The 24,652-nt window shown below is 65.7% G+C and carries 21 protein-coding genes and 1 tRNA gene; 9 read left to right on the plus strand and 13 right to left on the minus strand.

Annotated features, from left to right (window positions below; all coding sequences use genetic code 11):
• Positions 1-392: 392 nt before the first annotated feature.
• Entirely contained in the window at positions 393-923 is a 531-nt protein-coding gene (locus GEM_RS00005; RefSeq protein WP_014895407.1) for a cytochrome b, read from the minus strand.
• Positions 923-2,011, minus strand: a complete 1,089-nt coding sequence (locus GEM_RS00010; RefSeq protein WP_014895408.1) for a catalase family peroxidase — start codon at positions 2,009-2,011, stop codon at positions 923-925. Before GEM_RS00010 ends, GEM_RS00005 begins: the two co-directional genes overlap by 1 nt.
• Before the next feature lie 156 nt (positions 2,012-2,167).
• Here GEM_RS00010 and GEM_RS00015 point away from each other — a divergent pair, with 156 nt between their 5' ends.
• Together GEM_RS00015 and GEM_RS00020 are read left to right on the plus strand one after the other, a co-directional pair.
• Positions 2,168-2,686, plus strand: coding sequence for a sigma-70 family RNA polymerase sigma factor (locus GEM_RS00015; protein ID WP_014895409.1), 519 nt, complete (start codon positions 2,168-2,170; stop codon positions 2,684-2,686).
• The gene (locus GEM_RS00020; protein ID WP_014895410.1) at positions 2,683-3,441 is read left to right on the plus strand and encodes an anti-sigma factor family protein; all 759 of its coding nucleotides are present in this window, start codon (positions 2,683-2,685) and stop codon (positions 3,439-3,441) included. Before GEM_RS00015 ends, GEM_RS00020 begins: the two co-directional genes overlap by 4 nt.
• Positions 3,442-4,181: 740 nt before the next feature.
• On the opposite strand, the gene GEM_RS00025 is transcribed toward GEM_RS00020, so the two are convergent.
• Complete coding sequence (locus tag GEM_RS00025) at positions 4,182-4,463, minus strand: hypothetical protein (RefSeq protein WP_051137984.1); 282 nt, start codon at positions 4,461-4,463, stop codon at positions 4,182-4,184.
• 810 nt (positions 4,464-5,273) lie between these two features.
• Between GEM_RS00025 and GEM_RS00030 the strand changes: the two genes are divergently transcribed.
• A tRNA-Val gene (locus GEM_RS00030) sits at positions 5,274-5,350 on the plus strand.
• A gap of 221 nt (positions 5,351-5,571) precedes the next feature.
• Here the strand turns inward: GEM_RS00030 and GEM_RS00035 are convergent.
• A complete protein-coding gene (locus tag GEM_RS00035) occupies positions 5,572-6,453 on the minus strand; it encodes a sigma-70 family RNA polymerase sigma factor (protein ID WP_014895412.1) in 882 nt (293 codons plus the stop codon).
• Complete coding sequence (locus GEM_RS00040; RefSeq protein WP_014895413.1) at positions 6,453-6,929, minus strand: carboxymuconolactone decarboxylase family protein; 477 nt, start codon at positions 6,927-6,929, stop codon at positions 6,453-6,455. The genes GEM_RS00035 and GEM_RS00040 overlap by 1 nt, the downstream gene beginning before the upstream one ends.
• Positions 6,930-7,469: 540 nt before the next feature.
• Here GEM_RS00040 and egtB point away from each other — a divergent pair.
• The 5 genes from egtB to GEM_RS00070 all read left to right on the plus strand — a co-directional run bounded on the left by egtB (position 7,470) and on the right by GEM_RS00070 (position 11,124).
• Entirely contained in the window at positions 7,470-8,696 is a 1,227-nt protein-coding gene (gene egtB / locus GEM_RS00050; RefSeq protein WP_014895414.1) for an ergothioneine biosynthesis protein EgtB, read from the plus strand.
• Positions 8,680-9,693, plus strand: a complete 1,014-nt coding sequence (gene egtD / locus GEM_RS00055) for an L-histidine N(alpha)-methyltransferase (RefSeq protein ID WP_014895415.1) — start codon at positions 8,680-8,682, stop codon at positions 9,691-9,693. The genes egtB and egtD overlap by 17 nt, the downstream gene beginning before the upstream one ends.
• 224 nt (positions 9,694-9,917) lie before the next feature.
• The gene (locus GEM_RS00060) at positions 9,918-10,217 is read left to right on the plus strand and encodes a hypothetical protein (RefSeq protein ID WP_014895416.1); all 300 of its coding nucleotides are present in this window, start codon (positions 9,918-9,920) and stop codon (positions 10,215-10,217) included.
• Positions 10,218-10,273: 56 nt separating this feature from the next.
• Positions 10,274-10,528, plus strand: coding sequence for a hypothetical protein (locus GEM_RS00065; protein WP_014895417.1), 255 nt, complete (start codon positions 10,274-10,276; stop codon positions 10,526-10,528).
• A 227-nt stretch (positions 10,529-10,755) separates the two neighbouring features.
• On the plus strand, positions 10,756-11,124 hold the full coding sequence (locus tag GEM_RS00070) for a hypothetical protein (protein ID WP_014895418.1): 369 nt from the start codon (positions 10,756-10,758) through the stop codon (positions 11,122-11,124).
• 248 nt (positions 11,125-11,372) lie between these two features.
• Here GEM_RS00070 and GEM_RS00075 read toward each other — a convergent pair whose 3' ends face one another.
• The 8 genes from GEM_RS00075 to GEM_RS00110 all read right to left on the minus strand — a co-directional run bounded on the left by GEM_RS00075 (position 11,373) and on the right by GEM_RS00110 (position 23,235).
• Positions 11,373-14,408, minus strand: a complete 3,036-nt coding sequence (locus GEM_RS00075) for a type III restriction-modification system endonuclease (RefSeq protein ID WP_014895419.1) — start codon at positions 14,406-14,408, stop codon at positions 11,373-11,375.
• Positions 14,408-16,414: a site-specific DNA-methyltransferase gene (locus tag GEM_RS00080; RefSeq protein WP_014895420.1), complete on the minus strand. Its 2,007-nt coding sequence runs from the start codon at positions 16,412-16,414 to the stop codon at positions 14,408-14,410. The genes GEM_RS00075 and GEM_RS00080 overlap by 1 nt, the downstream gene beginning before the upstream one ends.
• 348 nt (positions 16,415-16,762) lie before the next feature.
• On the minus strand, positions 16,763-17,893 hold the full coding sequence (locus tag GEM_RS00085) for a porin (protein ID WP_014895421.1): 1,131 nt from the start codon (positions 17,891-17,893) through the stop codon (positions 16,763-16,765).
• 273 nt (positions 17,894-18,166) lie between these two features.
• A complete protein-coding gene (locus GEM_RS00090; protein WP_014895422.1) occupies positions 18,167-18,844 on the minus strand; it encodes a response regulator in 678 nt (225 codons plus the stop codon).
• Positions 18,845-18,963: 119 nt separating this feature from the next.
• On the minus strand, positions 18,964-20,331 hold the full coding sequence (locus GEM_RS00095; RefSeq protein WP_014895423.1) for a sensor histidine kinase: 1,368 nt from the start codon (positions 20,329-20,331) through the stop codon (positions 18,964-18,966).
• A 73-nt stretch (positions 20,332-20,404) separates the two neighbouring features.
• Entirely contained in the window at positions 20,405-21,253 is an 849-nt protein-coding gene (locus GEM_RS00100) for an ABC transporter permease (RefSeq protein WP_014895424.1), read from the minus strand.
• A 58-nt stretch (positions 21,254-21,311) separates the two neighbouring features.
• Positions 21,312-22,109 (minus strand): ABC transporter ATP-binding protein, encoded by a 798-nt coding sequence (locus GEM_RS00105; RefSeq protein ID WP_014895425.1) that lies wholly within the window; start codon positions 22,107-22,109, stop codon positions 21,312-21,314.
• 121 nt (positions 22,110-22,230) lie between these two features.
• Positions 22,231-23,235, minus strand: coding sequence for an ABC transporter substrate-binding protein (locus tag GEM_RS00110; protein WP_014895426.1), 1,005 nt, complete (start codon positions 23,233-23,235; stop codon positions 22,231-22,233).
• Between the two features lie 759 nt (positions 23,236-23,994).
• Here GEM_RS00110 and GEM_RS00115 point away from each other — a divergent pair.
• Positions 23,995-24,642 carry a response regulator transcription factor gene (locus GEM_RS00115; RefSeq protein ID WP_041490412.1) on the plus strand — a complete coding sequence of 216 codons (648 nt, stop codon included), beginning with the start codon at positions 23,995-23,997 and terminating at the stop codon, positions 24,640-24,642.
• Positions 24,643-24,652: the final 10 nt, after the last annotated feature.

Below are 24,652 nucleotides of genomic sequence, written 5' to 3' on the forward strand. Positions count from 1 at the left end.
ATTTCTGCAAGAAACTTCGTGTTTCTCAGCAGCGCTGCGTTTTCAGCAGCAGAGAAGCGAGATTATCAACCGTTTTTTAAAACTCGTCAACAACTTTTTTAACTACTTCGTTGCGACGACTGCGGTTTAAATTCGTATGCGCTGGGGCTCTACAACTTTCCCTCAACAGCACCGCTTCCCTTCTTCCCTCCCGCGCCGCGTTTCCGTTAGCGCGAAAGAGGCGTGATTCTAAGCACGTGTCCCGATCTCCGCAACCCCCTTTGTGAAATTTTTTTGACGTGCGGTGCCGGGGTCCGTTGAACGGCCCCAGTGGTCATATATAGGTGACACGGCAAGAGCAGCCACGGTAGCCCGTGGACAACCCCGCCGCATTGAACGCAACCCTCCGTCGCTCACCTCCCCACCATCGCCCTCACCACCCCATCCCTCCGGATCAACCCGTGATACAGCGCAGCCGCAAAGTGCGCGAGGAACGTAGCGAAGAACAGGTAAGCCAATACCCGATGCGCGACCCTGAGCCAGGCAAACGCCACCGGATCAGCCGAGACCAGCGCCGGCAACTGCACGCCGCCACCCAAAGTCACTGGATACCCGCCAGCTGAAAGCATCGCCCACCCGATCAGCGGCATCGCGACCATCAGCGCATACAGCACGAGATGTGACCCGTGCGCGGCGACCTTCTGCCACCCAGGCAAATCGCCAGGCAGCGCCGGCGGCTTCGACACGAACCGCACCACGATCCGCACGCAAACCAGCACGAGCACGGCAATCCCCAGCGGCTTATGCAAAGCCACCAGGAAATCATGCCGCTCGGATACGGACGCCACCATCCCCACCCCGATGAACAGCATCGCGACGATCATCGCGGCCATCACCCAATGCAGCACCCTCGCCGGCAAACCAAACGTCGTCGTAGCCTTCATCACCGTCCCTCCGCACTCAACCGCGCCGCGCCGGCCACGCCGGCCTCTTCACTCGTCCTGCGTAGATACGAATCCGCATAGGCCGCCGACCGCGCCGCCAGCAACGGATCGCCTGACACCTGAATGCCCTGCGGCAACACCGTCGGGTCGTAATTCACATCGCGGCACGGCCCGCTGTCCTGCTGCTCCACCCGATCGAGGACGAGCGTCCCCGCATCGATCGTGGTCCGCTGCGCCGGCCAGACCTTCGTCGCGTCGTCCACCGCGTCGCCCGGCTCCGCCAGCGTGACCAGCAGCTTCCACTTCTGCGCACCGTCCGCGATGCGTCGCGTCAGGTCCTGCTGCAATACATTGGGATCCGCGGCGGTCGCGACGTCGCCGGCGCCGGCCGTCTGCTCCGGCACGACCCGCCACCGCACCGCCTGGCGCTTGCCGGCCGCGTCGACGAAGTAAAACGCGTTCAGCCCGTAATAGCTTTCGGTGACGTAGCTCGCGCTCGGCTTCGCACCCTTCACCCAGGTGCGGAACGCGGCCGTCTCCGGATGCGCACCGAAAAACGCCTTCACCTTCGCCGGATCGGGCTTGCCCGTCGCCGGATCCGGCCGGGTCGCCAGCAGCTGCGCGTAGAACGCCTTCGGCGTCGCCACCGGAAACACGGGCATCGCGTTCATCCCGGTCCGCCATTGCTGGCCGTCCGACGCGGTGAGCTTCAGCGCGAGGCTGCGGATCGGCACGCTGCTGTCGGGTGCGTACGGATTCCCGCCCGGCAACGCGAAGCGCCCGACCACCGGCGTGCGCACCGCCTTGAAGAACGGCGCGACCGAATACGCGCTCGCGGCGCCGTTGCCTTCAAAGTAACCGGTCACGCACACGCCTTTCGCGTGATTGCGGCGGAAGCCCGGATGCTCGCCGCCGGCCATCTGCAGCGCGTCGACGAGCCGGTGCGGGGTCAGACGCGCCGGCGCAAGCCAGCCGCCGACATACCCGAACGCCACGGCCACGCCAGCCACCGCGCCGCCGATCACGGTCCAGCGCCACCACCCGCGCCCGGGCTCGCGCGGCGGCGAAGAAGAGGAAGATTGCTTCATGGATGCACTCCCGATCGTCAGATCATTGTCGAACGCACGTAGGACGCCACCCGCGCCGCTTTATTCCTCGAAGAAATTTTTCGTATGCTGACGGAATAAGCGGCGCCGACCGGCGTCCTACGCGGCATCTCCACGCTTTCGGCTCCCGGCCCGGCCATGCCACCACACGCCCCCGACGACGACGCGTTACGCGAACTCATCCCCAGGCTGCGACGCTTCGCGCTCTGGCTGGCGCGCGACGTCCACGCGGCCGACGATCTCGTGCAGTCGACGCTCGAGCGCGCGCTGTCGCGCTGGACGAGCCGCCGCGACGACGCGTCGCTGCGCAGCTGGCTCTTCACGATCCTTTACCGGCAGTTTCTCGACGGCAAACGCAGCGCGAAGCGCTACGCGTGGCTGCTCGGCCGCATCCGCAGCGACGACGAGCCGCACTGGCCGTCCGCCGAACGCGAAGTGACCGCGCGCGCGACGCTCGAGGCGTTTGGCCGCCTGTCCGACGAACAGCGCAGCCTGCTGCTGCTGGTCGCGGTCGAGGGCTTCACCTATCAGGAAGTCGCCGACCTGCTCGACGTGCCGATCGGCACCGTGATGTCGCGACTCTCCCGCGCGCGCCAGGCGCTGCGCCAGCTCAGCGACGGCGAGCTTCCTGCCCCTTCTTTGCGGTTGATGAAATGAACAACCTCCATCCCGACGAACACGATCTCCAGGCCTATGTCGACGGCCAGCTCGACGACGACGCGCGCGCCGCGGTCGAGCGCTATCTCGCGCTGCATCCGGAGAGTGCGGAACAGGTGAAGCAATGGCAGCAGGATGCGCAGCGGTTGCGGGCCGCGCTGGAGGGCGTGCGGATGCCTGGCGAGAACCCCGAGCTCGATCCTGCGGCAATTCGTGCGCGGCGCGCGGAGCGTTCGCGGATGCGGTTCGCGATGGCGGCTTCGTTCGTGTTCTGCATCGGGCTGGGCACGTTCGGCGGGTGGCAGGCGCGCGGCTGGAACGCGCCGCCGGCCGTTGCGCCGATGAGCGATGCGGTCGAGGCTTACCGGATGATGGTGGTCGATCGGGCCGCGAAGGTGGATTTCCGGCCGACGGGTGCGGGAGATTTGCAAACCTGGCTCACCAGCCGCGTGGGCGCGTCGGCGAGGCTGCCGGATTTGAGCGCGGCGGGGTTCAGGCCGGTTGGCGGGCGTCTGTTTGCAACCGGGCATGGCGCGGCTGCGATGGTGCTCTATCAGGACGACGCGGGACGCACGCTGAGCTTCTACCTGCGGCCGCCGGAATCCGCGCACCGGTTGATGGAAGCCGGCCAACGGGTCGATGGCGCGTTGCTGGCGCGGTATGGGTCGGTGAACGGACTCAACTTCGCCGTGGTCGGACCGGCGGATAGTCTCGGGGAACAAGCGATCGTGCGGGCGCTCGACGCGCAGACCTGAGTGATACGATGCGCGGCCTCGCGGCCGGCGCTGGACCGTCGCCCGGGTGCCTGATCACGCGGGCGACCAGGCCTCCGTGTGCCCGCCCACCGCTCAAGCGCACAGCGTTTGGAGTCAGTTTGGAATCGGTTGTCCACATCGGGAAGACGGCTCGATGTCTGGATTGAAAATCGCTGCTCTCACCTTCGTCCTCCACAGCATTTTGAGTGGTTTCCGTGTTGGATATCCACATCGAAGCTTCCATTCTCGATCGCGCTCACCGGGCAAGCGCACAGTTTTTTAAGTGCTCTGGTAATTGAGATATCCACATCTCGAGCACCAATGTCATCGATCGCCAATCAGTTGATCGATTCATCACATCAAAACGGGCAAAGCCACGCCACACGGGCCTCGCGGCGCGATGAAGCCATCCGCTTCCGGGTGCCAACTCTTTCGTGGCACAGCATTTTGATTGATTCTAAAGCGGGATTATCAACATCTTTTTCAACATGCTGCGCCGCTCGAATAACTGAATCCTTCCCGGTCTGCCTTTGTCGTGAAACACGCTTCAGGTAAGGCTGCGAATGTGCCACAGCGTTTTCGATCCGGTTTGCGCCGTTTGTCCACATCCATCGCAACGCTCACACGAGCATGCCATTCCGACATGCTCGTCAGCGCGATCACGCCGCCTTCTGCGTTCGCGGCAGAGTTCACGTGCACACAGCATTCTGCCTCCTCAGTCGGCGCAATATCCACACGCATCAGCGCTGCGGTGGCTTGGTCCGCCCTGCCACCAGCAAATGGCCATGCCGCTCGCAGAAACACTCGTCATGCCAACCGTAATGCGGATCGGTGCAGACCGAGTGCCGCACATGCGCGGGCAACGTGAGCGCGCGCAGATGAAGATCGTCACGTAACGCCGCGAACACGCCGCCCTTCGTCGGCCAGTCAGCGCGGACAGGTTTTTCCGGCAGCGCATTGCCGAACTTCAGTTCCTCGCGAACGATCGCGTCGAGGTCGGCACACAACGGCGCGGGTTGCATGAAGGTCATGATCGATTGCTCGGTTGTCGTGAGGGCGTGGAATCCTGGCTGAATCTCATCTGTGATCCCGGATTCCCCTGGTGCGGATCGTAGCGAAACTCGTCTGCTGCCTGTGCACACGGTTCGCGACTCGCCACCGCGGGATGTTCGCTTACCACCGTCAATCCCAATGACTTCGCTATCGACCAGACGATCTTCGACCCTGTGACGTTCGCGTCGAGGAAGCCGACCGTATCGAACAGGATCGCCACGCTGTGAACGCCGGCGATTCTACAGATGCGGCGCGTTGGCCCATCGTCCTCACGCATCACAGCCTGTCTCTTTGGTTGTCTGCTCGCTGCACGCAGTGCATATCCTGCCCGGATCACAGTCCCCGGACTGTGCTTATCCAAGGGTGTTAACAGAGTTCGTATACATACGTAGTGATAGTTAACAAGCTGGCTGCCTCACAGTGGATAACCTCCGTAACGCACTGATTTTTCAGCACGAAGCGGAATGCATAACCGTAGGCGATGCGCGTGCACAGCTCTGTGGAGCACAGAACAACTTTTCGTCGATTCACAGCGGCGCCGACATATCCTCAATCGTTCCACTGTGAATTCAGAGGCTTGCAGGACGGTTATCCAGAGGGAAGTGTGGATAACTTCACAGCGCGCCGACACGTTTTGCTGTGACGCCAAGGCATGAAACCCACGTCCTCGGAGCGCCCCAGGCAAGGTCGATCGCCAGCGCTCAGGACCCTCGATTCAAAAAATTTTCACGAAGGGGCTTGTGCTCCTCAAAAACCCTCTCTATAATTCGCGGCTTCTTAGGCTCGTAGCTCAGTTGGTTAGAGCACCACCTTGACATGGTGGGGGTCGTTGGTTCGAATCCAATCGAGCCTACCAACGAACAAAATGAAGGGGTCCGGCAGCACGCATTGCCTACAGGCAATCCGGCTCGCCAAACATACAAACGCCACGCGGCAACATCGCGTGGCGTTTTTCTTTTTCCGGCCGAAACAACGCATGCACGTGCCGTTGCATCGTGCGATCCACGTAGCAGCCGGCGATCGGCAAAGCAGGGCGCAGAGCGGGGAAAGCGGGCACAAGGCGCCCGCCAGCTACCGTCAGTGCAGATGCTTCAACTTGTCAGGATTCCGCACGACATAGATCGCGACGATCTTCCCGTCGTCGATCTCGAGCGCGGTGGTCTGCAGCTCACCGTCAGCTTCCAGCGTGACGAACCCCGGTAACCCGTTGACGAATCCTGCACGCACGAGCGTCGACGCATGCGTGGCGAACAACTCGGCCAGGTACGCGTGCACCTTCATCACGTGCTCGAAACCGAATACCGGCTTGCCTGCGGCCGTGCGCTTGCCGCCGCCGTCCGCATGCAGGCTCACGTCCTCGGCGAGCATCGCGCCGAGCGCGCGCATGTCGCCGCTGCGCGATGCCGCGAAGAACGCCTCCGCCAGCTCGATCCCGCGCTGCTTCTCGACATGAAACCGCGGCCGCGCCTCGCGCACATGCGTGCGTGCGCGAGCGGCGAGTTGGCGGCATGCGGCTGGGTCGCGCTGAATGGTCGTCGCGATCTCGTCGAACTCGAGGCCGAACACGTCGTGCAGCAGGAACGCCGCGCGTTCGAGCGGCGACAGCCGTTCGAGCGCGAGCATCAGCGGCAGCGTGACGTCCTCCTGTTCATCTTCCTCGACGACCGGCTCGGGCAGCCACGGGCCGATATACGTCTCGCGCTGGTGCCGCGCGGACTTCAGCTGATCAAGGCACATGCGCATCACCATGCGGCGCAGGAACGCCTCGGGCACGCGCACCTCCGTGCGATCGACGTTCATCCAGCGGATGAACGCTTCCTGCACCATGTCCTCGGCATCGGCGACGGAACCGAGCATCCGGTACGCGACGCGGATCAGCGTGCGACGCAGCGGATCGAAGCTCGCCGCTGCGTCGGCCTGGTGTTCGGCGCTGCCCGCGGCCGGATCGAGGCGGGTCATCACGCCACCATCTTCGCGGCAGAGGCCTTCGCGTCGGCCGGATCGATCCACAGCCCGAAGCCGACGGCAAGCCGGTTCCAGCCGTTGATCACGTTGATCATCACCGTGAGCTTCACCTGTTCCTCCTGGCTGAAGTGGTCGTTCAGCGCCGCATACGCGGCTTCGTGCGCGCCATGGCCCTCCGACAGTCGCGTGAGCGCGTCGGTCCAGCCGAGCGCCGCGCGTTCGCGGTCGGTGTAGCAGGGCGCTTCGCGCCACGCGGCCAGCAGGTTGATGCGCTGCTCGGTCTCGCCTTGCTCGCGCGCCTCGACGGTGTGCATGTTAAGGCAGTTCGCACACGCGTTGATCTGCGATGCGCGGATCTTGACCAGCTCGATCAGCGTCGGCTCGAGGCTCCCGGCAGCGGCGACCGACACGGCCATCCAGTTCTTCATCAGCGCGGGGGCGGCGGCAAACGGATTGAGTTTCGCAGTCATGGCTCCTTCTCCTTTCGTGTGGGTTCCGGTGATATGACGAGCGAGCCCCCCGCGGGTGTGACATCGACGCAAAAAATTCTTCAACAAGCCGGGAAGCGCGGTTGAACGGGACGCCGACGCTCGCGCATCGGCTGCATGATGCGGTTCCTCCGACGAACCCGCGTCAAGCTTTCACGAGTGCCGCGCGGTTGACATGGGCCGTCAGTAGCGAGCACGCGCGGGCATGCGCATTGCATCCACGTGCCGAGCCCCACCATGACAGGCGCCGGCGGCTTGTCACACCGCCGTCCCGTTCACCCCGCATGCTTTCATTTTTCTTTCGCTTTGGTTGCGCCCGAAATCCGATTCGCGACGTTCACATTTCTGGCCCATACTGTTCTGCACGGGCAGATGAAGTGATGCCGCATCAGCGGCCCGGCACGCGCCGGCTGCCCGACGATGCAGCAACGAAGATCGCACGTCAGCCGCGCGCATCCGAGCGCAAGGCTTTCCTTTTTCCGGCAACGCAACGCAGCGAATCGCGACGTGGACGGTAAACCGATGAGCCTCCTTGCATCCCAGCTTCAGCGCCGTTACCAGGACGTGCGCGCCCATAGCGTCGCGTTGACGGCGACGCTATCCGCTGAAGACCAGGCCGTGCAGTCGATGCCCGACGCGAGTCCGGTGAAATGGCATCTCGCGCATACGACCTGGTTCTTCGAAACCGTCGTGCTGATGCGCCGCGTGCGCGGCTACGCACCGTTCGACGACGCGTTCCAGTTCCTCTTCAACTCCTATTACGAAGCGCTCGGCCCGCGCCATCCGCGGCCGCAGCGTGGGCTGCTTACGCGTCCGTCGCTCGATGAGGTGCATGCGTACCGGCAGCACGTCGACGAAGCGATGCTGCGCGCGCTCACCGATGCCGATCCGGCGTGGCTCGCCGCGATCGCGCCCGAGGTCGAGCTCGGCCTGCATCACGAGCAGCAGCACCAGGAGCTGATCGTCACGGACATGCTGCATGCGTTCTCGTGCAACCCGCTGAAGCCGGCATTCCGGCCGCGCGACGCGGCCGACCCGCAAGCCGCGCTGGCCGTGGGCGACGCCGGTCCGTTGCGCTGGCTGCACCAGCCGGGCGGGCTTGTCGAGATCGGCCACGACGGCGACGCGTTTTCGTTCGACAACGAACGGCCGCGCCATACGGCGCTCGTCCAGCCTTGCGAGATCGCGAACCGTCTCGTGACGAATGCGGAATTTGCGGCCTTCATCGCGGACGGCGGCTACCAACGCCCCGAATACTGGTTGTCCGACGGCTGGGCGACGGTGCAGCGGGAAGGGTGGCGAGGGCCCGCGTACTGGATTCCCGACGACGACGGTGCGATAGCCCCGCGCGACTGGCGCACGTTCGGCCTGCACGGCGTGGCGCCGTTCGCGCCCGATGCGCCCGTGTGTCACGTGAGTTTCTACGAAGCAGCCGCGTATGCGGAATGGGCCGGTGCACGCCTGCCGACCGAATTCGAATGGGAAGCCGCGTTCGACACGGACGGCATCCGGCAGATGCTCGGCCACGTGTGGCAGTGGACGCGTTCGTCCTACGAGCCGTACCCGGGTTTTCGGCCGCTCGCGGGCGTCGCTGCCGAATACAACGGCAAGTTCATGGTCGGCCAGCAGGTCCTGCGCGGCAGCAGCATCGCGACGCCGCCGGGGCACGAACGGCCGACGTACCGCAATTTCTTTCCGCCGGCCGCGCGCTGGCAATTCACGGGAGTGCGACTTGCGCGAGACGTCTGACCTGACGGCCACGAGCGGTGGCCTGCAACCCGCCCGCGATTCGCGGCCGAGCGCGTTCGAGCGCGACCTGATCGAGGGACTGTCGCGCACGCCGCGCAGCATTTCGCCGAAATACTTCTACGATGCGGCAGGCTCCGAGCTGTTCGACCGCATCTGCGAACTGCCCGAGTACTACCCGACGCGCACCGAGCTCGGCATCCTGCGCGATCGCGCCGCCGAGATCGTGCGGCGCGTCGGCCCGCATGCGGACATCGTCGAATTCGGCGCGGGCTCGCTTGAGAAGATCCGCGTGCTGCTCGACGCGTGCGCGGACAACTACGCGAACGCGCCGGCGCGCTACGTGCCGATCGACATCTCGGCCGACTACCTGCACGGCGCGGCCGCGCGGCTGCGTGCCGCGTATCCGTGGCTCGACGTCGCGCCGATCGCGGCCGACTACACGAAGGCCGAGCAACTGGCCGAGCTGACCGAGACGCCGCGACGGCGCATCGGCTTCTTCCCCGGCTCGACGATCGGCAACTTCTCGCCGGAGGAAGCCGACGCGTTCCTGCGCGATGCCGCGCGGCTGCTGCGCGGCGGCGGACTGCTGGTCGGCGCGGATCTCGTGAAGGACGAGCGCACGCTGCATCACGCGTACAACGACGCGCAGGGCGTGACCGCGCAGTTCAACCTGAACCTGCTCGCCCGCGCGAACGCCGAACTCGGCGCGGATTTCGATCTCGACGCGTTCTCGCATTGCGCGTTCTACGACGCCGAGCGGCAGCGCATCGAGATGCATCTCGTCAGCGACCTCGCGCAGACGGTGCACGTGCGCGGCCACGCATTCCGCTTCGATGCCGGCGAGCGCATTCACACCGAGAACTCGCACAAGTTCACGATCGACGGCTTCCAGGCGATCGCACGGCGCGCGGGTTTCGAACCGGATACCGTGTGGACCGACGCGGACAACCTGTTCAGCGTGCATTGGCTGCGCAGCGTCGACGACATCCGCGCGTAACGGCAACGCGGGCTGCATCCCGGCAAAAATGCCCGCTTTTACCGATTCGATGCGCCGTCGCAACGGCGTGTCGAATCTCGCCCCTTCCTTGTCCCGCAAGGCTTTGCGTGCGTCCGTAAACGCCCGTTACCGGTCTCGCATACCGGTTTCACCTGTGTCGGCTCCGCGTGCCTAGACTCCGAACCGTATTCACATGACGCACGACACGTGCAGGGAGTCGCGAGATGAGCAAGAAACTTATTCTCGGTGCAGTTCTCGGTGTAGCAGCGCTGGCAGCCTCGGGCGTCGCATCGGCCCACGTCGACCTGTCGGTCGGGATCGGCGTGCCGGGCGTCTACGCGGAACCGGCGCCCGTCTACGTCGCGCCGCCGCCGCCGGTGATGTACGCTCCGGTGGGCTACCGCGACGACGACTGGCGTGCGCGCGAATGGCGTGAACACGAGTGGCGCCGCCGTGAATGGCGCGAGCACGAGTGGCGCGAGCACGGCGGACGTGATGGCGGCTGGCGCGGCCGCTGGGACTGAGCCCGGCGACCGATTTACAAGAACATTGATCACGACAACAAGAGGAGAGTGATCGCATGAAGCCCATTCAACACATCAGGTTGTGCGCAACGGCAGCTGTCGTTGCGCTCGCAACGATCGGCAGCGCGCACGCGGCAGGCTGCATGAAGGGCGCGGTGGTGGGCGGCGTCGCCGGCCACTACGCCGGACATCACGCGGTAGTGGGCGCGGTCGGCGGCTGTATCGTCGGCCACCACATGGCGAAGAAGCACGAGCAGGAGCAGGCCGCGCAGCGCAAGGCCGCCGCGCAGGGCATGCAGCCTGCGCAGTAAGCCGCAGCAAGCGCATCCCAGGCGGAACGGCAGGCGCCGTTTCCGCCTTACATCTTCCTTGTTCGATGACGGCCGGCCACGCATTCCGCACCCGCAGCCAGCCCGCCGCCGATTGATCTGACGATTTCGTTGTACACGCGCCGTTACGATCATTTACAACGTCGAACAGCGCGACCTTCGCGCGTTCCTAGAATGCAATCACTCGAACGCGCTCCAGGGAGCAAACAATGAAAACCAAACGATATCTGTCCGTGCTGGCAGCCGCGCTGCTCGCACTCGGTACGGTTTCCGCGTATGCGGCGGCCGGAGGTAATGGCGGCGGCAACGGCGGCGGTCATGGCGCAGGCGGCTCCGGCGGCAACGCGGGCGGCATGTCCGGCGGCCACATGAGCGGCGAAGCGATGAGCAACTCGAACGGCATGCGCGCGGGCGACCGCGACAAGGGCCTGTCGCGCGCGGCCGATCGCTCCGATTCGATCGCCGATCGTGCCGGTGCGCAACCGGGTCACGGTCACGGGCGCTCGCATGGGCATACCGCGCATGCATCGACGTCCCACCATCACGCGCATCACGACGCGTTCGGCCACACGCTGTAAGCGCGGGACTGCGCGAGAAAGAAGGGCGCTTCGGCGCCCTTTTTTCATGGCGGCGGCGAACGCGGCTGTCGCGCGCGCGCATCGCATCGACCCCGATTTGCAACCAGCCGTAACCACGCGCGCGAACGCGCGAGGATACGATTCGCTTTCATCCGAATGACAGGCGGATTCGCCGCGCAGCGGCGGGTATCGCATCAACGTCGCGGCCCGATCCATGAAAAAAGGGCGGCTCATCGCCGCCCTTCGTTTCAGCGCCCGGCGCCCGCAAGCGGCGCAACGGGTGCGACAGGCTCGAACAACGCATCGGCCTGCCTGACGCGCACGAACCGCGCCGCGTCTCCCCCCTGCACCAGCGCACGGAAATGCGCCTCGCCGCACGCGAGCTTCGCGCGCTCGTGCTCGCTCGACACATCGCCATCCGCATTCGGCGTATCGACGACGAAGTACAGCCGCTCGCCGTCATCCTGCTCCGCGAGCACCGCCCAGTCCGGGTGATAGCTGCCGAGCGGCGTCGGCACGCGGAACCACGCGGGCAGCTTCGCGTACAGCTTCACGCCGTCGTGCGCCTCCAGTGCGTCAGCGAACGCGCGCTCCGCATCGGTCTCGCACACGACCGCCTCGTGGATCGACTTGCGCGCCTCGGGCCGCAGGTTGCGCAGATAGCCGGTCAGCGCCTCGCTTTCGAACGATTCGAGCGCATGCACGTGGCGCTCGCCGAGCTTTCGGTACGCGATGCCGGCAACCAGCGCGAGCCGCTTGCAACGGTTGATCGCGTCGGCGGCCAGCGCGATGAACTGCTGCGGATTCACGCGGAAATCGTCAAGCCGGCCGCTGTCGGCCAGGATCGTCGCGAGCGAGCGGCGCGTGAGCTGCGTGCGGTCCTGCAGTTCGGTCAGCAGGTCGGGCAGCGGCAGCTCGCCTTCGTCGATCAGCACCGTGCCGGCGCCGGCCACCTCGATCGCCTCGATGCCGGCCTTGCCGATGTCGATCTCGGCCTTGCGCCACTGCAGCCGGGCGCGCGCGATGTCCGGCGCGTCACGCAGCGCGGCCGTGCAGTCGCGCACGAGCTTCGCGTTGTCGAACTCGACGCTGTACACGGTGCGATGGCGGATACGGTCCCACAGCGCGCGGAAGTCGTCGCCGAACACGACGGCCTTGCCCGACGCGTCACGCCGCAATGCGATCGCACGGCGCTCGTCGGCATTGCGGACCGCGAAGCGGCCCGACAGCTTGCGCAGCGTCGCGACGATCGGCGCGCGCAGCGACTCGAATGCTTCGGGCAGCACGAGCGCGCTCTGGCGCAGCGCATCCTTCAGCCGGTCGAGCACCTTGCCCTGCGCGTCGACATAGCCCTGCTCATGCAGATGCGTCCACAGCACCCGTGACAGCTCGATGCCGAGCGCATGCGCGGGCCCGTCGCCTTCCTGCACCGGCAGCGCCGCGAACTGGTGTTCCTCGACGATCCCGAAACGGATGCCGGTGTCGGCCTCGATTTCCTTCTGCAGGTTCTCCGCGAACGACTCGTAGCGCTCGGTCGCGATCACGGTGAGCGTGTTCACGCCCGGGTCGCGCACGCGTTCGCCGTCCTGGTCGACGGCGAGGCGCAGCCCGCGGCCAAGCGTCTGGCGGCGTTCGCGTTCGGTCTGGATGTCGCGCAGCGTGCAGATCTGGAACACGTTCGGGTTGTCCCAGCCTTCCTTCAGCGCCGAGTGCGAGAAGATGAACTTCAGCGGCGTGTCGAACGACAGCAGCGCTTCCTTCTCGCGCATGATGAGGCCGTACGCGCGCTCCGCGTTCTCGCGGGCCGCCGCGCTGCTCTCGCTCGTGTCGGTCCAGCCGCCCTTGCGGTCGATCGAGAAGTAGCCGTTGTGCGCGCGCTCGACTTCGAGCGCGACGTCGACGCCGTCGAACAGCGCACGGTAGGCCGGCACGCGCGCCGCGCGCGCATATTCCTCTTCGAAGATCAGCGCGTAGTCGCCCTTTACCGGCACCCCGTTCTCGTCGTAGCGGCGATAGCGTTCGACCGAATCGACGAAGAACAGCGACAGCACCTTCACGCCGCGCTCGGCCAGACGCAATTCCTTGTCGAGATGCTCGCGGATCGTGCGGCGGATCATCTCGCGCTGCACGGCGAGCGTGTCGATGTCGCCGAACGCCTCGCCGAGCGACAGGAATGCCTCGCCCTCCGGATGGCGCAGTTCGACGTATTCGGCGCCCTTCACCGCATGGACTTCGCCGATCCGCAGCCCCGCATACAGCGCGCGTTTGGTCACGCGTTCGAGATCGTCGCCGTCGGTGGCCGACACGATCTGGCGCTTCACGCCGGCCGTGGTCGCGACGTCGAGCTCGATGCGCGCGCTGATCGCGCCGCGCCGGTTCGACACGCCGACGAGCCGCACGTACGGCTTGTTGTGCGCATCCTCGACGATTGCCGACGCGATCTCGATCTGCTTGACCAGCTTGCGCTCGTACGCATCGACCGCGTCGAGCCGGTACACCATGTGGTGACGGTCGACGTGCGTCGCCGAATAGCGCAGCGTGCAGAGCGGCGCCATCGCGGCCAGCGCTTCGCGGCCGCGCCCCTCGAGCCCGCCGTCGACGCTTTGCGGCTCGTCGACGATCACGATCGGCCGCGTCGCGCGGATCAGGTCGATCGGCTTCTCGCCGCCGGTCTTCTCGCTGTCCTTGTAGAGGTTGTTGATCTCTTTCTTGTTGATCGCGGCCACCGTCATCACCATGACCTGGATCGCCGCGCTCGCCGCGAAGTGGCGCACCTGGCCAAGCTTCGCGGAGTCGTACAGGAAGTAGTCGTACGGCACGCCGGCATACAGCGCGCGGAAGTGATCCTCGGTGATGGACAGCGTCTTGTGCACGCCTTCCTTGATCGCGATCGACGGCACGACGATCACGAACTTCGTGAAGCCGTAGCGGCGGTTCAGCTCGAAGATCGTGCGCAGGTACACGTAGGTCTTGCCGGTGCCGGTCTCCATCTCGACGGTGAAGTCGCGCGAGCCGGGCAGGCCGGACGGCGGCAGCCCGCCGCGCAATTGCACGTCGGCGAGATTGCGCGCGAGCGCGTCGTCGGTCAGCGACAGCCGGTTGCCGACGCCTTGCTCCGACACCGCGAAGCCGAGCGAGCCTTGCGCCGCGGCCGTGGTGCCGGGCGCGGCGTTCGCGAGCACGCTGAAGTCGCCGCGATACGATTCCTGGCCGCGAAACAGGTCGCAGACGGCGTCGATCGCCTCGCGCTGGTAGTCGAGATCCGCTTCGAAATGCAGCCGCATCACAGGCTCCGCACGCGCTTCACGCCGTGCTGTTCGAGCAGCGCGGCGAGATTGAGCTTCGCGACGTCGTCGACGAAGCCGCTGTCGCGGAACAGGCACGTGACGTCGCGCGTCGCGCCGGTCGCGTCGAGCAGCGCGACGATGCCGTCGGCGAGCGGGCCCGCGTCGTCGCGCGACACGCGTGCATCGAAGCACGCGACGATCGAGCGGCCGATCAGGTGCACGGTCTTGCCGGCCACCTGGTGGTGCTCGACCGGCGTGCACAGGTCGAGGCCGAGCTTCAGCGTCAGCTCGGCGAGCAGGTCGTCCTCGCTGCGGCCGGTCTTCACGTGCTCGACGGACGCGAACAGCGCATGGTCGAAGTCGTCGCGGCGCGGATCCCACTCGATTACGTTGGTCGTGTCGAGCCGGTACACGCGGAAACCGAGGTCGCCATAGCTTTCCGGATAGTCGCGCGCGACCTGCTGCGCGGTGCGGCGCAGGCGTTCCTTCGTGACTTCGGCGAGCGTCAGCGGCTTCTTCAGCTTCGCGCAGAAATCGGCAGCCGCCAGTTGCGTCTTGTCGCGGCGGTCGAGCGCCTCGGGCAGCTGCACGAGGATGTAGCGGCGCGCGCCGCCGTCGGTCGCGTTCACCTGCATCACCGCGTGGCCGGTCGAACCGGAGCCCGCGAAGCAGTCGAGCACGATGTCGTCGCCGCGCGTGCACCAGCCGATCACGGCCGCCGCGAAATCGACCGGCTTCGGCTGGTCGAACGGGATGCCGAGCGTCTTCAGCAGCGCGTCGTCGGAGCCGGCGAACGGCAGCACCGACGGCACGTTCTCGTACATGTTCTCGTCGAGGTAGTAGATCCGCTGCGGCTGCGTGGTTTCATCCGCGCCGAATTCGATCTGGCCGCGCTCGATCAGCGCCTGCATCGTCGCGGGCGGGTTGCGCCAGCCGCGCGCCGGCATCGCGCACGGCTTGCCGGTGACCGGGTGGAGCAGCGGCGTGAAATACTCATCCGGCGCCTTCTTCTTGTTCGGCCACGCCATCGACACGAGGCGGTACACGCGCCCGTCGGCCGACAGCCGGTCGTACATCACCTCGCCGCCCGACAGGTTGGTCTGCGCCTTCATCCATGCGCGGTACGCCTTCTGCGCGTCCTTCGCGTTGCCGCTGCGGTACACCGCGTCGTGCGCGGCATCCAGCATGCGCTGCGCGTTGCGCTTCGGGCGCTTGAGCGGCGCCTGTTCGAGCAGCGTCTCGGCATTGCGCGCGAACAGCACCAGCGATTCGTGCTGGTACGCGACGCCGCGCGCATCGCCCTTCGGGTTGCGCTTGTCCCACACGGCCACGCCGAGCTCGTTCTCCTCGCCGAAGATCTCGCGCAGCATCAGCACCAGCGCATGCACTTCGTGCTCGTCGATGTGCACCGCGATCAGCCCTTCGTCGGACAACAGCGCGTGCGCGAGCTTCAGGCGCGGATACATCATGTTCAGCCAGTCGGTGTGGAACCGGCCGTTCGCCTCGGTATTGGTGCTGCGCTTCAGGCCGCCGTCGGTCTGGCCCGTCATCGACAGGTAGTGGCGGATGCTGTCGCTGAAGTCGTCCGGATAGACGAAATCGCTGCCGGTGTTGTACGGCGGGTCGATGTAGACGAGCTTGACCTTGCCCGCGTAGCTCTTGTGCAGCAGCTTCATCACGTCGAGGTTGTCGCCCTCGATCACGAGATGGCGCGTGTCGTCCCACGCGACGCTGTCGCCGGGGCAGGGGCGCAGCGTGCCCGTCGACGGCGTGAGCGCGGCCTGGCGCGCGCTGCGCTTGCCGTGCCAGTGGAAGCCGTAGCGCTCGTCGGCGGCGCCGACCGTGCGCTCGCCGACCAGCGCCTTCAGCACGTCGACGTCGACCGACGCGCCGTCCGGGCCTTCGGTCACGAGTTCGGGGAACAGCGCCTTCAGGCGCGCGACGTTGTCGGCGGTGAAATCCGTCGACATCGCCTGCGGGCTCGCCGCATCGAGTTTCTGCATCGTTTTTTCCATCGGAGCCCGGCCGCGTGCGCCAGGACGTCGGGCGCACTCACGGCACCGGCGGCAACGGCCACCCGGGCAAACCCGAAACGCTAGCGAGTCGGTCGGCGCAGGTCAAGCACCGATGTGAGGCGATCGTGCGCGCATCGGCCGCGATCGCCCGCCCGACGGGCCGCAAGCGGCTTCGGGCCGGTTGTCGCACGGGCCGGCCGGCGGGCCGTTCCCGGGCATCTCTCGTACCCCGAAAACGACGAAAAAAAGGGCACGGTCGGCGCAAAGCGCCGGCGTGCCCGCATGGAGAAATCCCGGATGGAGGGTACGGCGGGGCCGGATCGGCCCCGCTTGAGGTCAGAAGCGCGTGCGGATGCCCGACGTCAGTTCGAGCTGGTTCTTCGCGCCGAACGTCGACGACACCGTGTAACCGCCGTGCAGCTTCATGTAGTCACCGGCCAGGTACAGCTCGGTGCGCTTGCTCAGGTGATAGAACACCGACCCGTAGATCGTCTCCTTGAAGCCGTTGGCGACGCCGTTGGTCAGGCTGAACGCGCCGAGGTTTGCATTCGGCGTGAAGCCGTCCGCGTTGTTCGCGGCATTCTTGATGCGCATCTGCTGATAGCCGAGCTCGTAGTCGAGCGCGCCCTTCGGCGCGATCTTCATCGACACGGTCCACGAATCGTCGTGACGCTGGCCGAGCGCGCCCTGGTCGCCGTTGTAGCGGAAGTAGCCGGCGTTCAGGCGCACGATGCTGAACGCGTAGGTGCCGCCGGCCGAAAACGTCTGGTTCGTGAAGCCGTTGTGGTTCACGTGGTTGTAGAAGCCCGACACGGCGAACGGGCCGCCGTTGTAGCCGAGCGCGACCTGGTACGCGGAACCGGTCGCGAACTGCGTCGAGTTGCTGAACTGGTAGCCGGCGCTCGCGAAGATGCCGTTGCTGAACAGCTTCTTCCACGCGATGCCGTTGTTGTAGCGCGTGCCGGTCGGGCCGGCCGCGTAGAAGATCATCTGCTTGAAGTTGTTCGAGTTGGTCCAGCCGCCTTCCTCGGTGGTCAGCTTCGACGAGCCGTACGCGTCGCCGTAGATCGCCGATGCGTCGCGCGCGATCGTATTCTGGAAGCCGGCCGTCAGCTTGCCGAAGCGCTCGTCCTCGACGCCGACCCACGCGTCGCGGTCGAAGATCTGGCCTTCGTCTTCCATCTGGCCGTTCGCGACCACGTATTCGCTTTCGAGGCGGAAGATGATCTTCGTGCCGCCGCCGATATCTTCAGCGCCTTTCAGGCCCCAGCGGCTGCCGCTGAACCACGGCTCGCCTTCGTTGCCCATCCCGATCGAGTGATTGCCGTTCGCGTCGGCGTGGGTCCGGTAGGTCGGAAAGCTCAGGTCCATCAGGCCGTAGAGCTGCACGCTCGATTGCGCATGCGCCTGGGTGCCGGCGCACAGGCCTGCCGCCGCGATGGAAAGGGCAAGGGTTTTTCGTTTCAAGATCGTCTCCTCCGAGCTGCCGCATTGAAATCTATTCGTCGGCAGTACGTAATGTATGCCGGATGTTGCCGACCACAGCGAGGGGGCCGACGCATAGCATCGTAGAGGGTGCAATCCTTCACGCCGCTTTCCCGGAGGAAAGAATCGGATCGGTGAAAACACCGAACGCGCAATAATCGCGAATCGGGCAGGGCGTGCGAACCCGAGCCCGCCAGGCCGATGGCGGGCTTTCGATACGCTTCGTGCTACGAATCGACAGCGAGGGTGGGGCCGTCAGTCCTGCGCATGCTTCGCGCGCAGGATATAGCCGAGCCCGCGCAGCGTGATGATCTCGGCCGTGCTGCCCGCGAGATGCTTGCGCAGCCGGTGGATGTAGATGTCGATCGCATCGGCGCTCGGTTCGTCGTCGAGCGCGAATACGCTGTCCATCAGCCGCGCCTTCGACACCGTCTTGTTCTGCTGCAGCATCAGCGTTTCGAGAATCGCATGCTCGCGGCGGCGCAGCGCGAGCACCGCGTCGCCGCAGCGGAATTCGCGCGTGCCGAACGCATAGACGAGATCGCCGCACACCAGCTGCGTCGTGCCGACGCCGGCTTGCCGGCGGATCAGCGCGCGGATTCGTGCGACCAGTTCGCGCGACTCGAACGGCTTGACCACGTAGTCGTCGGCACCTGCGCCGAAGCAGTCGACCTTGTCGTCGACCGAGCCGTGGGCGGTCAGCATCAGCACCGGCACGTTGTCGTTGCGGCGCCGCAGCCGCGCGAGCACTTCCTTGCCGCTGATGCCGGGCAGGCGCATGTCGAGCAGCACCGCGTCGTAGCGTTCGGTCTTCAGCACCGTATCGGCGCGCTCGCCGTCGCCGACGCAGTCCACCGCGAAATCCTCGCCGCGCAGCAGGTTCACGATCCAGTGCGCGAGTTCGGCGTTGTCTTCGACCAGCAGGAGTTTCATGACCACATCTCTAAAGAAAACGCCGGGCCGCCCCAGGTTTTCCGCCCGGAACGAAGTCCCCTTGGGGGGGTGCCCCCTCGGGCGGCCTGGCGCGTAGCGGCAGGTTTGGGGGGCACGCTTCAATCATAGGCGGGCAGCCGCACGGTCACGACGATACCGCGATTGCCGGGCCCCGGCGCAAGCGACGCGCTGCCGCCGTGCGCCTGCGCGATCTCGCGGACGATCGCGAGCCCCAGGCCCGAGCCTTCGGTGTCGGCCGACACGCGGTAGAAGCGCTTGAACACGTGCGGCCGCGCTTCGGCCGGGATGCCGGGGCCGTTGTCGACCACGTCGAGCACCACCGCGTCGCCGTCGCGCCGCGCGGCGACCGTCACGCAGCCGCCCGGCTGCGTGTAGCGCACCGCGTTGTCGACGAGGTTCATCACCAGCGCGGTCAGCAGGCTGTCGCTGCCCGCGACGTCGAGCCGCTCGCCGAGATCGGCGCCGAGGTCGATATCGCGCCGCTGCGCGAGCACGATCGTTTCCTCGAGCACGCTCGACACGATGGTGGCGAGATCGACGCGATGCGTGAGCAGCGTCGACGGCGTCGCTTCCGCATGCGCGAGCAGCAGCAGCTTGTCGGTCACGTCGGCCATCTTGCGGCTGCTGCGCTGCATGCTGTCGAGCACCGACGCGAGGTCCGGATCGCCGTTGCCGCGCTGCTGCGCGTACTGGATCTGCGTGTCGAGCACCGCGATCGGCGTGCGCAACTGGTGCGCGGCGTCGGCGATGAAGCGGCGCTGCGTGGCCGTGTGCGTATTGAGCCGCGCGATGCACTGGTTGATCGCGTCGACGATCGGCCGCAGCTCGTGCTGCAGCCGCTCGGGGCGGATCGGCTCCAGCTCCATCGGCCCGCGGTCGGCGACGTCGTCCTTCAGCTTCATCAGCGGACGCAGCTCGAGCGTGAGGCCGAGATAGACGAGCACCACCGCGAGCACCAGCATCAGCGACAGGCGCACGAGCTGCGGCCGCCAGATCGTGTCGACCATCGCGTCGCGCGAGCGGGTCGTCTTCGCGACGATCACCGTGACCGTCTCGATCTGCCCCTCGTCGTATAGCTGCCGATCGTAGGCGACCGCGCGCAGCGGCAGGCCGTCGAGCGTCGTGTCGTACAGCGTCGGGTCGATGCCGTGCTGCGCCGGCACGGCCAGCGCCGGGTTGCCCGCGAGCAGCCGGTCGTGGCCGTCGATCACCTTGTAGAACACCGAATCGCGCGACGGCGATTCGAAGATCTCCAGCGCGGCCGGCGGCACGTCGGCGACCGGCAGCCCGTTGCGCCATTCGACGTCCTCGCCGATCGTGCGCGCGGACGCGACGAGCGCGCTGTCCTGCACGAGCCCGGCCGTGCGCCGCGCGGTTTCGTACGACATCGCGCCCGCGATCAGCACGAAGGCCGCGAGCGGCAGCAGCAGCCACCACAAGAGCCGTCCGCGCAGGCTGTGCGCCATTCCTTCTCCTCAATGCCGAACCGCGCCGGGGCAACCGGCGCGGTTCGGGCGTGTCATGTGATGCGTGCGATGTTCAGAACGCGGCGGGGCGCCACTTCAGCAAGCGCTTCTCGACCCAGGTCAGCAGGTAGTCAGCGGCCAGCGCGACCACGGCCAGCACGATCATCGCCGCGAACACGCCGCTCGCGTTGAACGCGCCCTGGGCGGTGGAGATTAGCAGGCCGATGCCCTGCTTGGAACCCAGGAATTCGCCGACCACCGCACCGACCAGCGCGAAGCCGAAGCTCACGTGCAGGCTCGCGAGAATCCAACTCAGCGCGGACGGGATCACGACGGCCGTGGTGATCTGCCGGCGCGACGCGCCGAGGATCTGCGCGTTCGCGATCAGGTAGCGGTCGGCCTCGCGCACGCCCTGGAAGGCGTTGCCGAACACGACGAAGAACACCATCACGACGGCCAGCGCGATCTTCGACGCCATTCCGAGGCCGAGCGCGATCACGAAGATCGAGCCGAGCACGACGCGCGGGATCGAGTTCGCGATCTGGATGTACAGGCCGAACACGTCGGCCATCAGCTTGTTGCGGCCGAGCACGATCCCGCAGATCACGCCGGCGACCGAGCCGATCAGGAAGCCGATCCCGGTTTCCTCGAGCGTGACCCACACCTGCGTGAGCAGCGGGCCCTGCGACGTGCCGTTCACGAACCAGTCCTGGATCTGCTCGAAGATCAGCGTCGGCATCGAGAAGAAGAACGGATCGATCCACTTCAGGCGTGCGGCGAGCTCCCAGCCGCCGAGCACGACGACGAGCACGGCGATCCGCAGCGTGACGATCAGGTTGCGCCGGCGGCGCAGCCGGCGTTGCGCGGCGCGCTCGTCGTCCTCGAGCGTCGTCGCCGGAAGGGCGGTAGTGGGAAGCGTCATGTCGGTCATGCTCCTGTCCTTGCTGTTTCTTGCCATTGCGTGCCGTGGGGCGTATGCGTCAGCCGATCTGCACTTCTTCGCGCAGGTCGTGCCAGATGTCCTTGGAAATCTCGATGAAGCGCGGGTCGTAGCGGATCTCCGACGTGACGCGCGGGCGCGGCAGGTCGATCTCGTACACGCGCTTGAGCGTCGCGGGGCGCGCGGTCAGCACGAAGACGCGGTCGGCGAGCGCGATCGCCTCCTCGAGATCGTGCGTGACGAACACGACCGAGCCCTTGTTAGCCGACCACAGCTGCAGCAGCTCGTCCTGCATCAGCGTGCGCGTCTGCATGTCGAGCGCGGAGAACGGCTCGTCCATCAGCAGGATTTCCGGCTGGTTGATGAAGGTCTGCGCGAGTGCGACGCGCTTTCTCATCCCGCCGGAGAGTTGATGCGGGTAGTGCTTCGTGAACTTGTCGAGGCCGACCTTGCGGATCCATTCCTCGGCCTGCGTGTACGCGACGTCCTTCGAGCGGCCGCGGAACAGCGGGCCAGCCGCGACGTTGTCGATCACGTTGCGCCACGGGAACACGGCGTCGGCCTGGAACACGAAGCCGATGCGCGGGTCGATCCCGTCGACCGGGCGGCCCATCACGCGCACCTCGCCCGACACCGGCTTGAGCAGCCCGGTGATCATGTTCAGCGTGGTCGACTTGCCGCAGCCGGTCGGCCCGACGATCGCGATGAACTCGCCGCGCGCGACGCTCATGCTGAAGTCGCGCAGCGCGACGGTGGCCTTGCCTTCCGGCGAAATGAAGCGGCACGACACATTGCGAAACTCGATCGCCGGTGTGCTCGGGGAAACTGCCTGGTTCATCGCGTTTGTCCTGCGGGTGAAGAGGGCGTCGCATCGTGGCGACGCCGGGCCGGTCAGCCGGACCGGAACGGGGAACGCGCGGCGGCGGGATCGCCGCCGCCGGCGCCTGTACCGATATCGATTACTTCGCGTTCACGAAATCGTTGGTATAGGTGCGCGCCAGGTCGATATGCTTGCCCTTCACCGACGGGTTGAACGCCGACAGCACCTTCAGCACGGTTGCCGGGCCGTCGGCCGGCATCTTCGCGTCGGCCGTGTACATCGGCAGCGACGCCTTCAGCGCGGCCACGTACAGGCTCTTGTCCTTCTGGTAGTCCGCCGGCATCTTCGCGGCGATTTCCTCGGCGCTGTGCGTGTGGATGAACTGCATCGTCTTCGCGAACGCGTGCGCGAGCTTGGTGGCTTCCGCCTTGTGCGAATCGGCCCACGCCGACTGCACGTAGAGGCTCGCGGCCGGGTAGGTGCCGCCGAGCGCGGCGCGCGTGCCGTCGACGGTACGCATGTCGACCATCACCTTTGCCTCGCCCATCTTCTCGAGCGCGGACACCGTCGGCTCGGTCGTCATCCCGGCGTCGATCCGGCCCTGCTTGATCGCGGCGATGAAGCTCGCGTCGGCGCCGACCGGCAGCATCGTGTACTGCGTCGACGGCACGCCGTGCTGCAGCGCGAGGTATTGGGTGAGGAAGCTGGTCGACGAGCCGAGGCCCGTCACGCCGAGCGTCTTGCCCTTCGCGTCGGCCATCGACTTGAACGTGGGCGCGGCCTTGGTCGACACCATCTCGACCTCGCCCGGCACCTGGCCGAACACGGCGATCGCCTTCACGTCCTTGCCCTTGCTCTGCAGGTCGATCGTATGGTCGTAGAAGCCGACGACGCCCTGCACGGCGCCCGCCAGCAGCTCGTTCTCGGCGTCGACGCCGGCCGGCTGCGACAGCAGCTCGACGTCGAGCCCTTCGGCCTTGAAGTTGCCGAGTTCCTGCGTGAGCCGCGCGGGCAGGTAGATCAGCTTCGCGATCCCGCCGACCATGATCGTGATCTTGCCGCCGTCATCGGCGAAAGCGGGGTGAGCGGCGAGCGCGCAGCTCAGGCTGGCTGCCACGGCGAGGGTGCGCAGGATGGGTCGCATCGGGGTCGTCTCCTTCGTTGTATTCGTCTGGCGCGATGCTTGCTGCATCGTCACGACGAGTATAGGGAGGCGAAACCTTCTGCTACCTTTCGCGGGGCAGCGATTCCTTTAGGGGTTTTCCATGTAAATCATGGCCGGAAGCCGCTGCCGCGGGCGATTTTGACGACGAACAGGCCGGCTTTTTCGAGATTCCGCGCGACCTGCATCCGGTGATCGAGATATGGCGCATTGCCCGCGTATTGGACGATAGCATTCCAGTATGCATCTTGAAATTACCATGTCCAGCGCCCGGTGCATGCTGTTCTCGATACGCCAATGCGCCCGCACGGCCTGCGCGATTCGCGCTGCGTCGGGAGGCAGGCTCGACACCTAGTAACGCCGTTCGGTCGTCTTGGTATCGCCGATTTTTCGAGTGGCCTCGACCATCACGATCGAACGCAGGCCGGGCCATAAGTCCGGATCAGGCTCCCATGCGGGGACGGCCGGCTACGCGGATCCGTCAAACCTCCGAATGCTTCTTCGATACTCAACACTTCCTGCTGCAAGACGGACTGTCGCGCGGGTTTCTGTCAGGGCGAAAAACCGTCACTGCATCCTGCTTCGGACAGGCTTTCAAGCAAACGGAAGCCTTCTTTAACGATTTACACATTTCGTGCGATTGCCCTGAACTGAGGTTTAATCATAATTAATTTCGTACTTGTACAAATTTATTGTCGACGATTGTTCGATACCATTTGATTTTCATTTTCGGAAAATCAATTGATCAGCAGAACTACAGTTGCGATTGTGGACGACCATCCGATGGTGCTCGCGCTGATCGGAAGCCTTACGCAATGGACACAAAACTTCCACATTGTTCATCGTTGCAGTAATGGTGCGGCGCTGCTCGAGGCACTGGCCGCGTTCCCGACCGATCTCGCGATCGTCGACTATGCAATGAGTCGCGGCGACAACCCGCTCGACGGCTTCATGCTGCTGCGGAAGCTGCGCGATACCATGCCGGGCGTACGCTGCGTGATGTTTACGGCCCAGACGAATCCGAGCGTGTTCGCCTCCGCGATACGGCTCGGCGTTGCCGGGATCGTCAGCAAGGAGGACGAGGTCAGCGAAATCGTGCGTGCTTGCCAGTTTGTCCGTGCCGGCGGCACCCGCTATTTCTCGCCGGCCGTTCGCGCAATCGTCGAGCAGGCGGGCGCGACTGCGTACGAGAATCAACCCGAGCTCACCCAGAAGGAACTCGAAGTCGTACGGCTGTTCGTATCGGGGCATTCGCTCGCCAGCATCGCAAAGCAGCTCGGTCGTTCGGTCAGCACCGTGTCGACGCAGAAATATATGGCGATGCAAAAGCTGCAGGCCGATTCGAACACATGCCTAATCCGGTACGCATACGAAACCGGGCTCATATGATCGCGTGGCC

The organism is Burkholderia cepacia GG4 (assembly GCF_000292915.1).
GTDB lineage: Bacteria > Pseudomonadota > Gammaproteobacteria > Burkholderiales > Burkholderiaceae > Burkholderia > Burkholderia cepacia_D.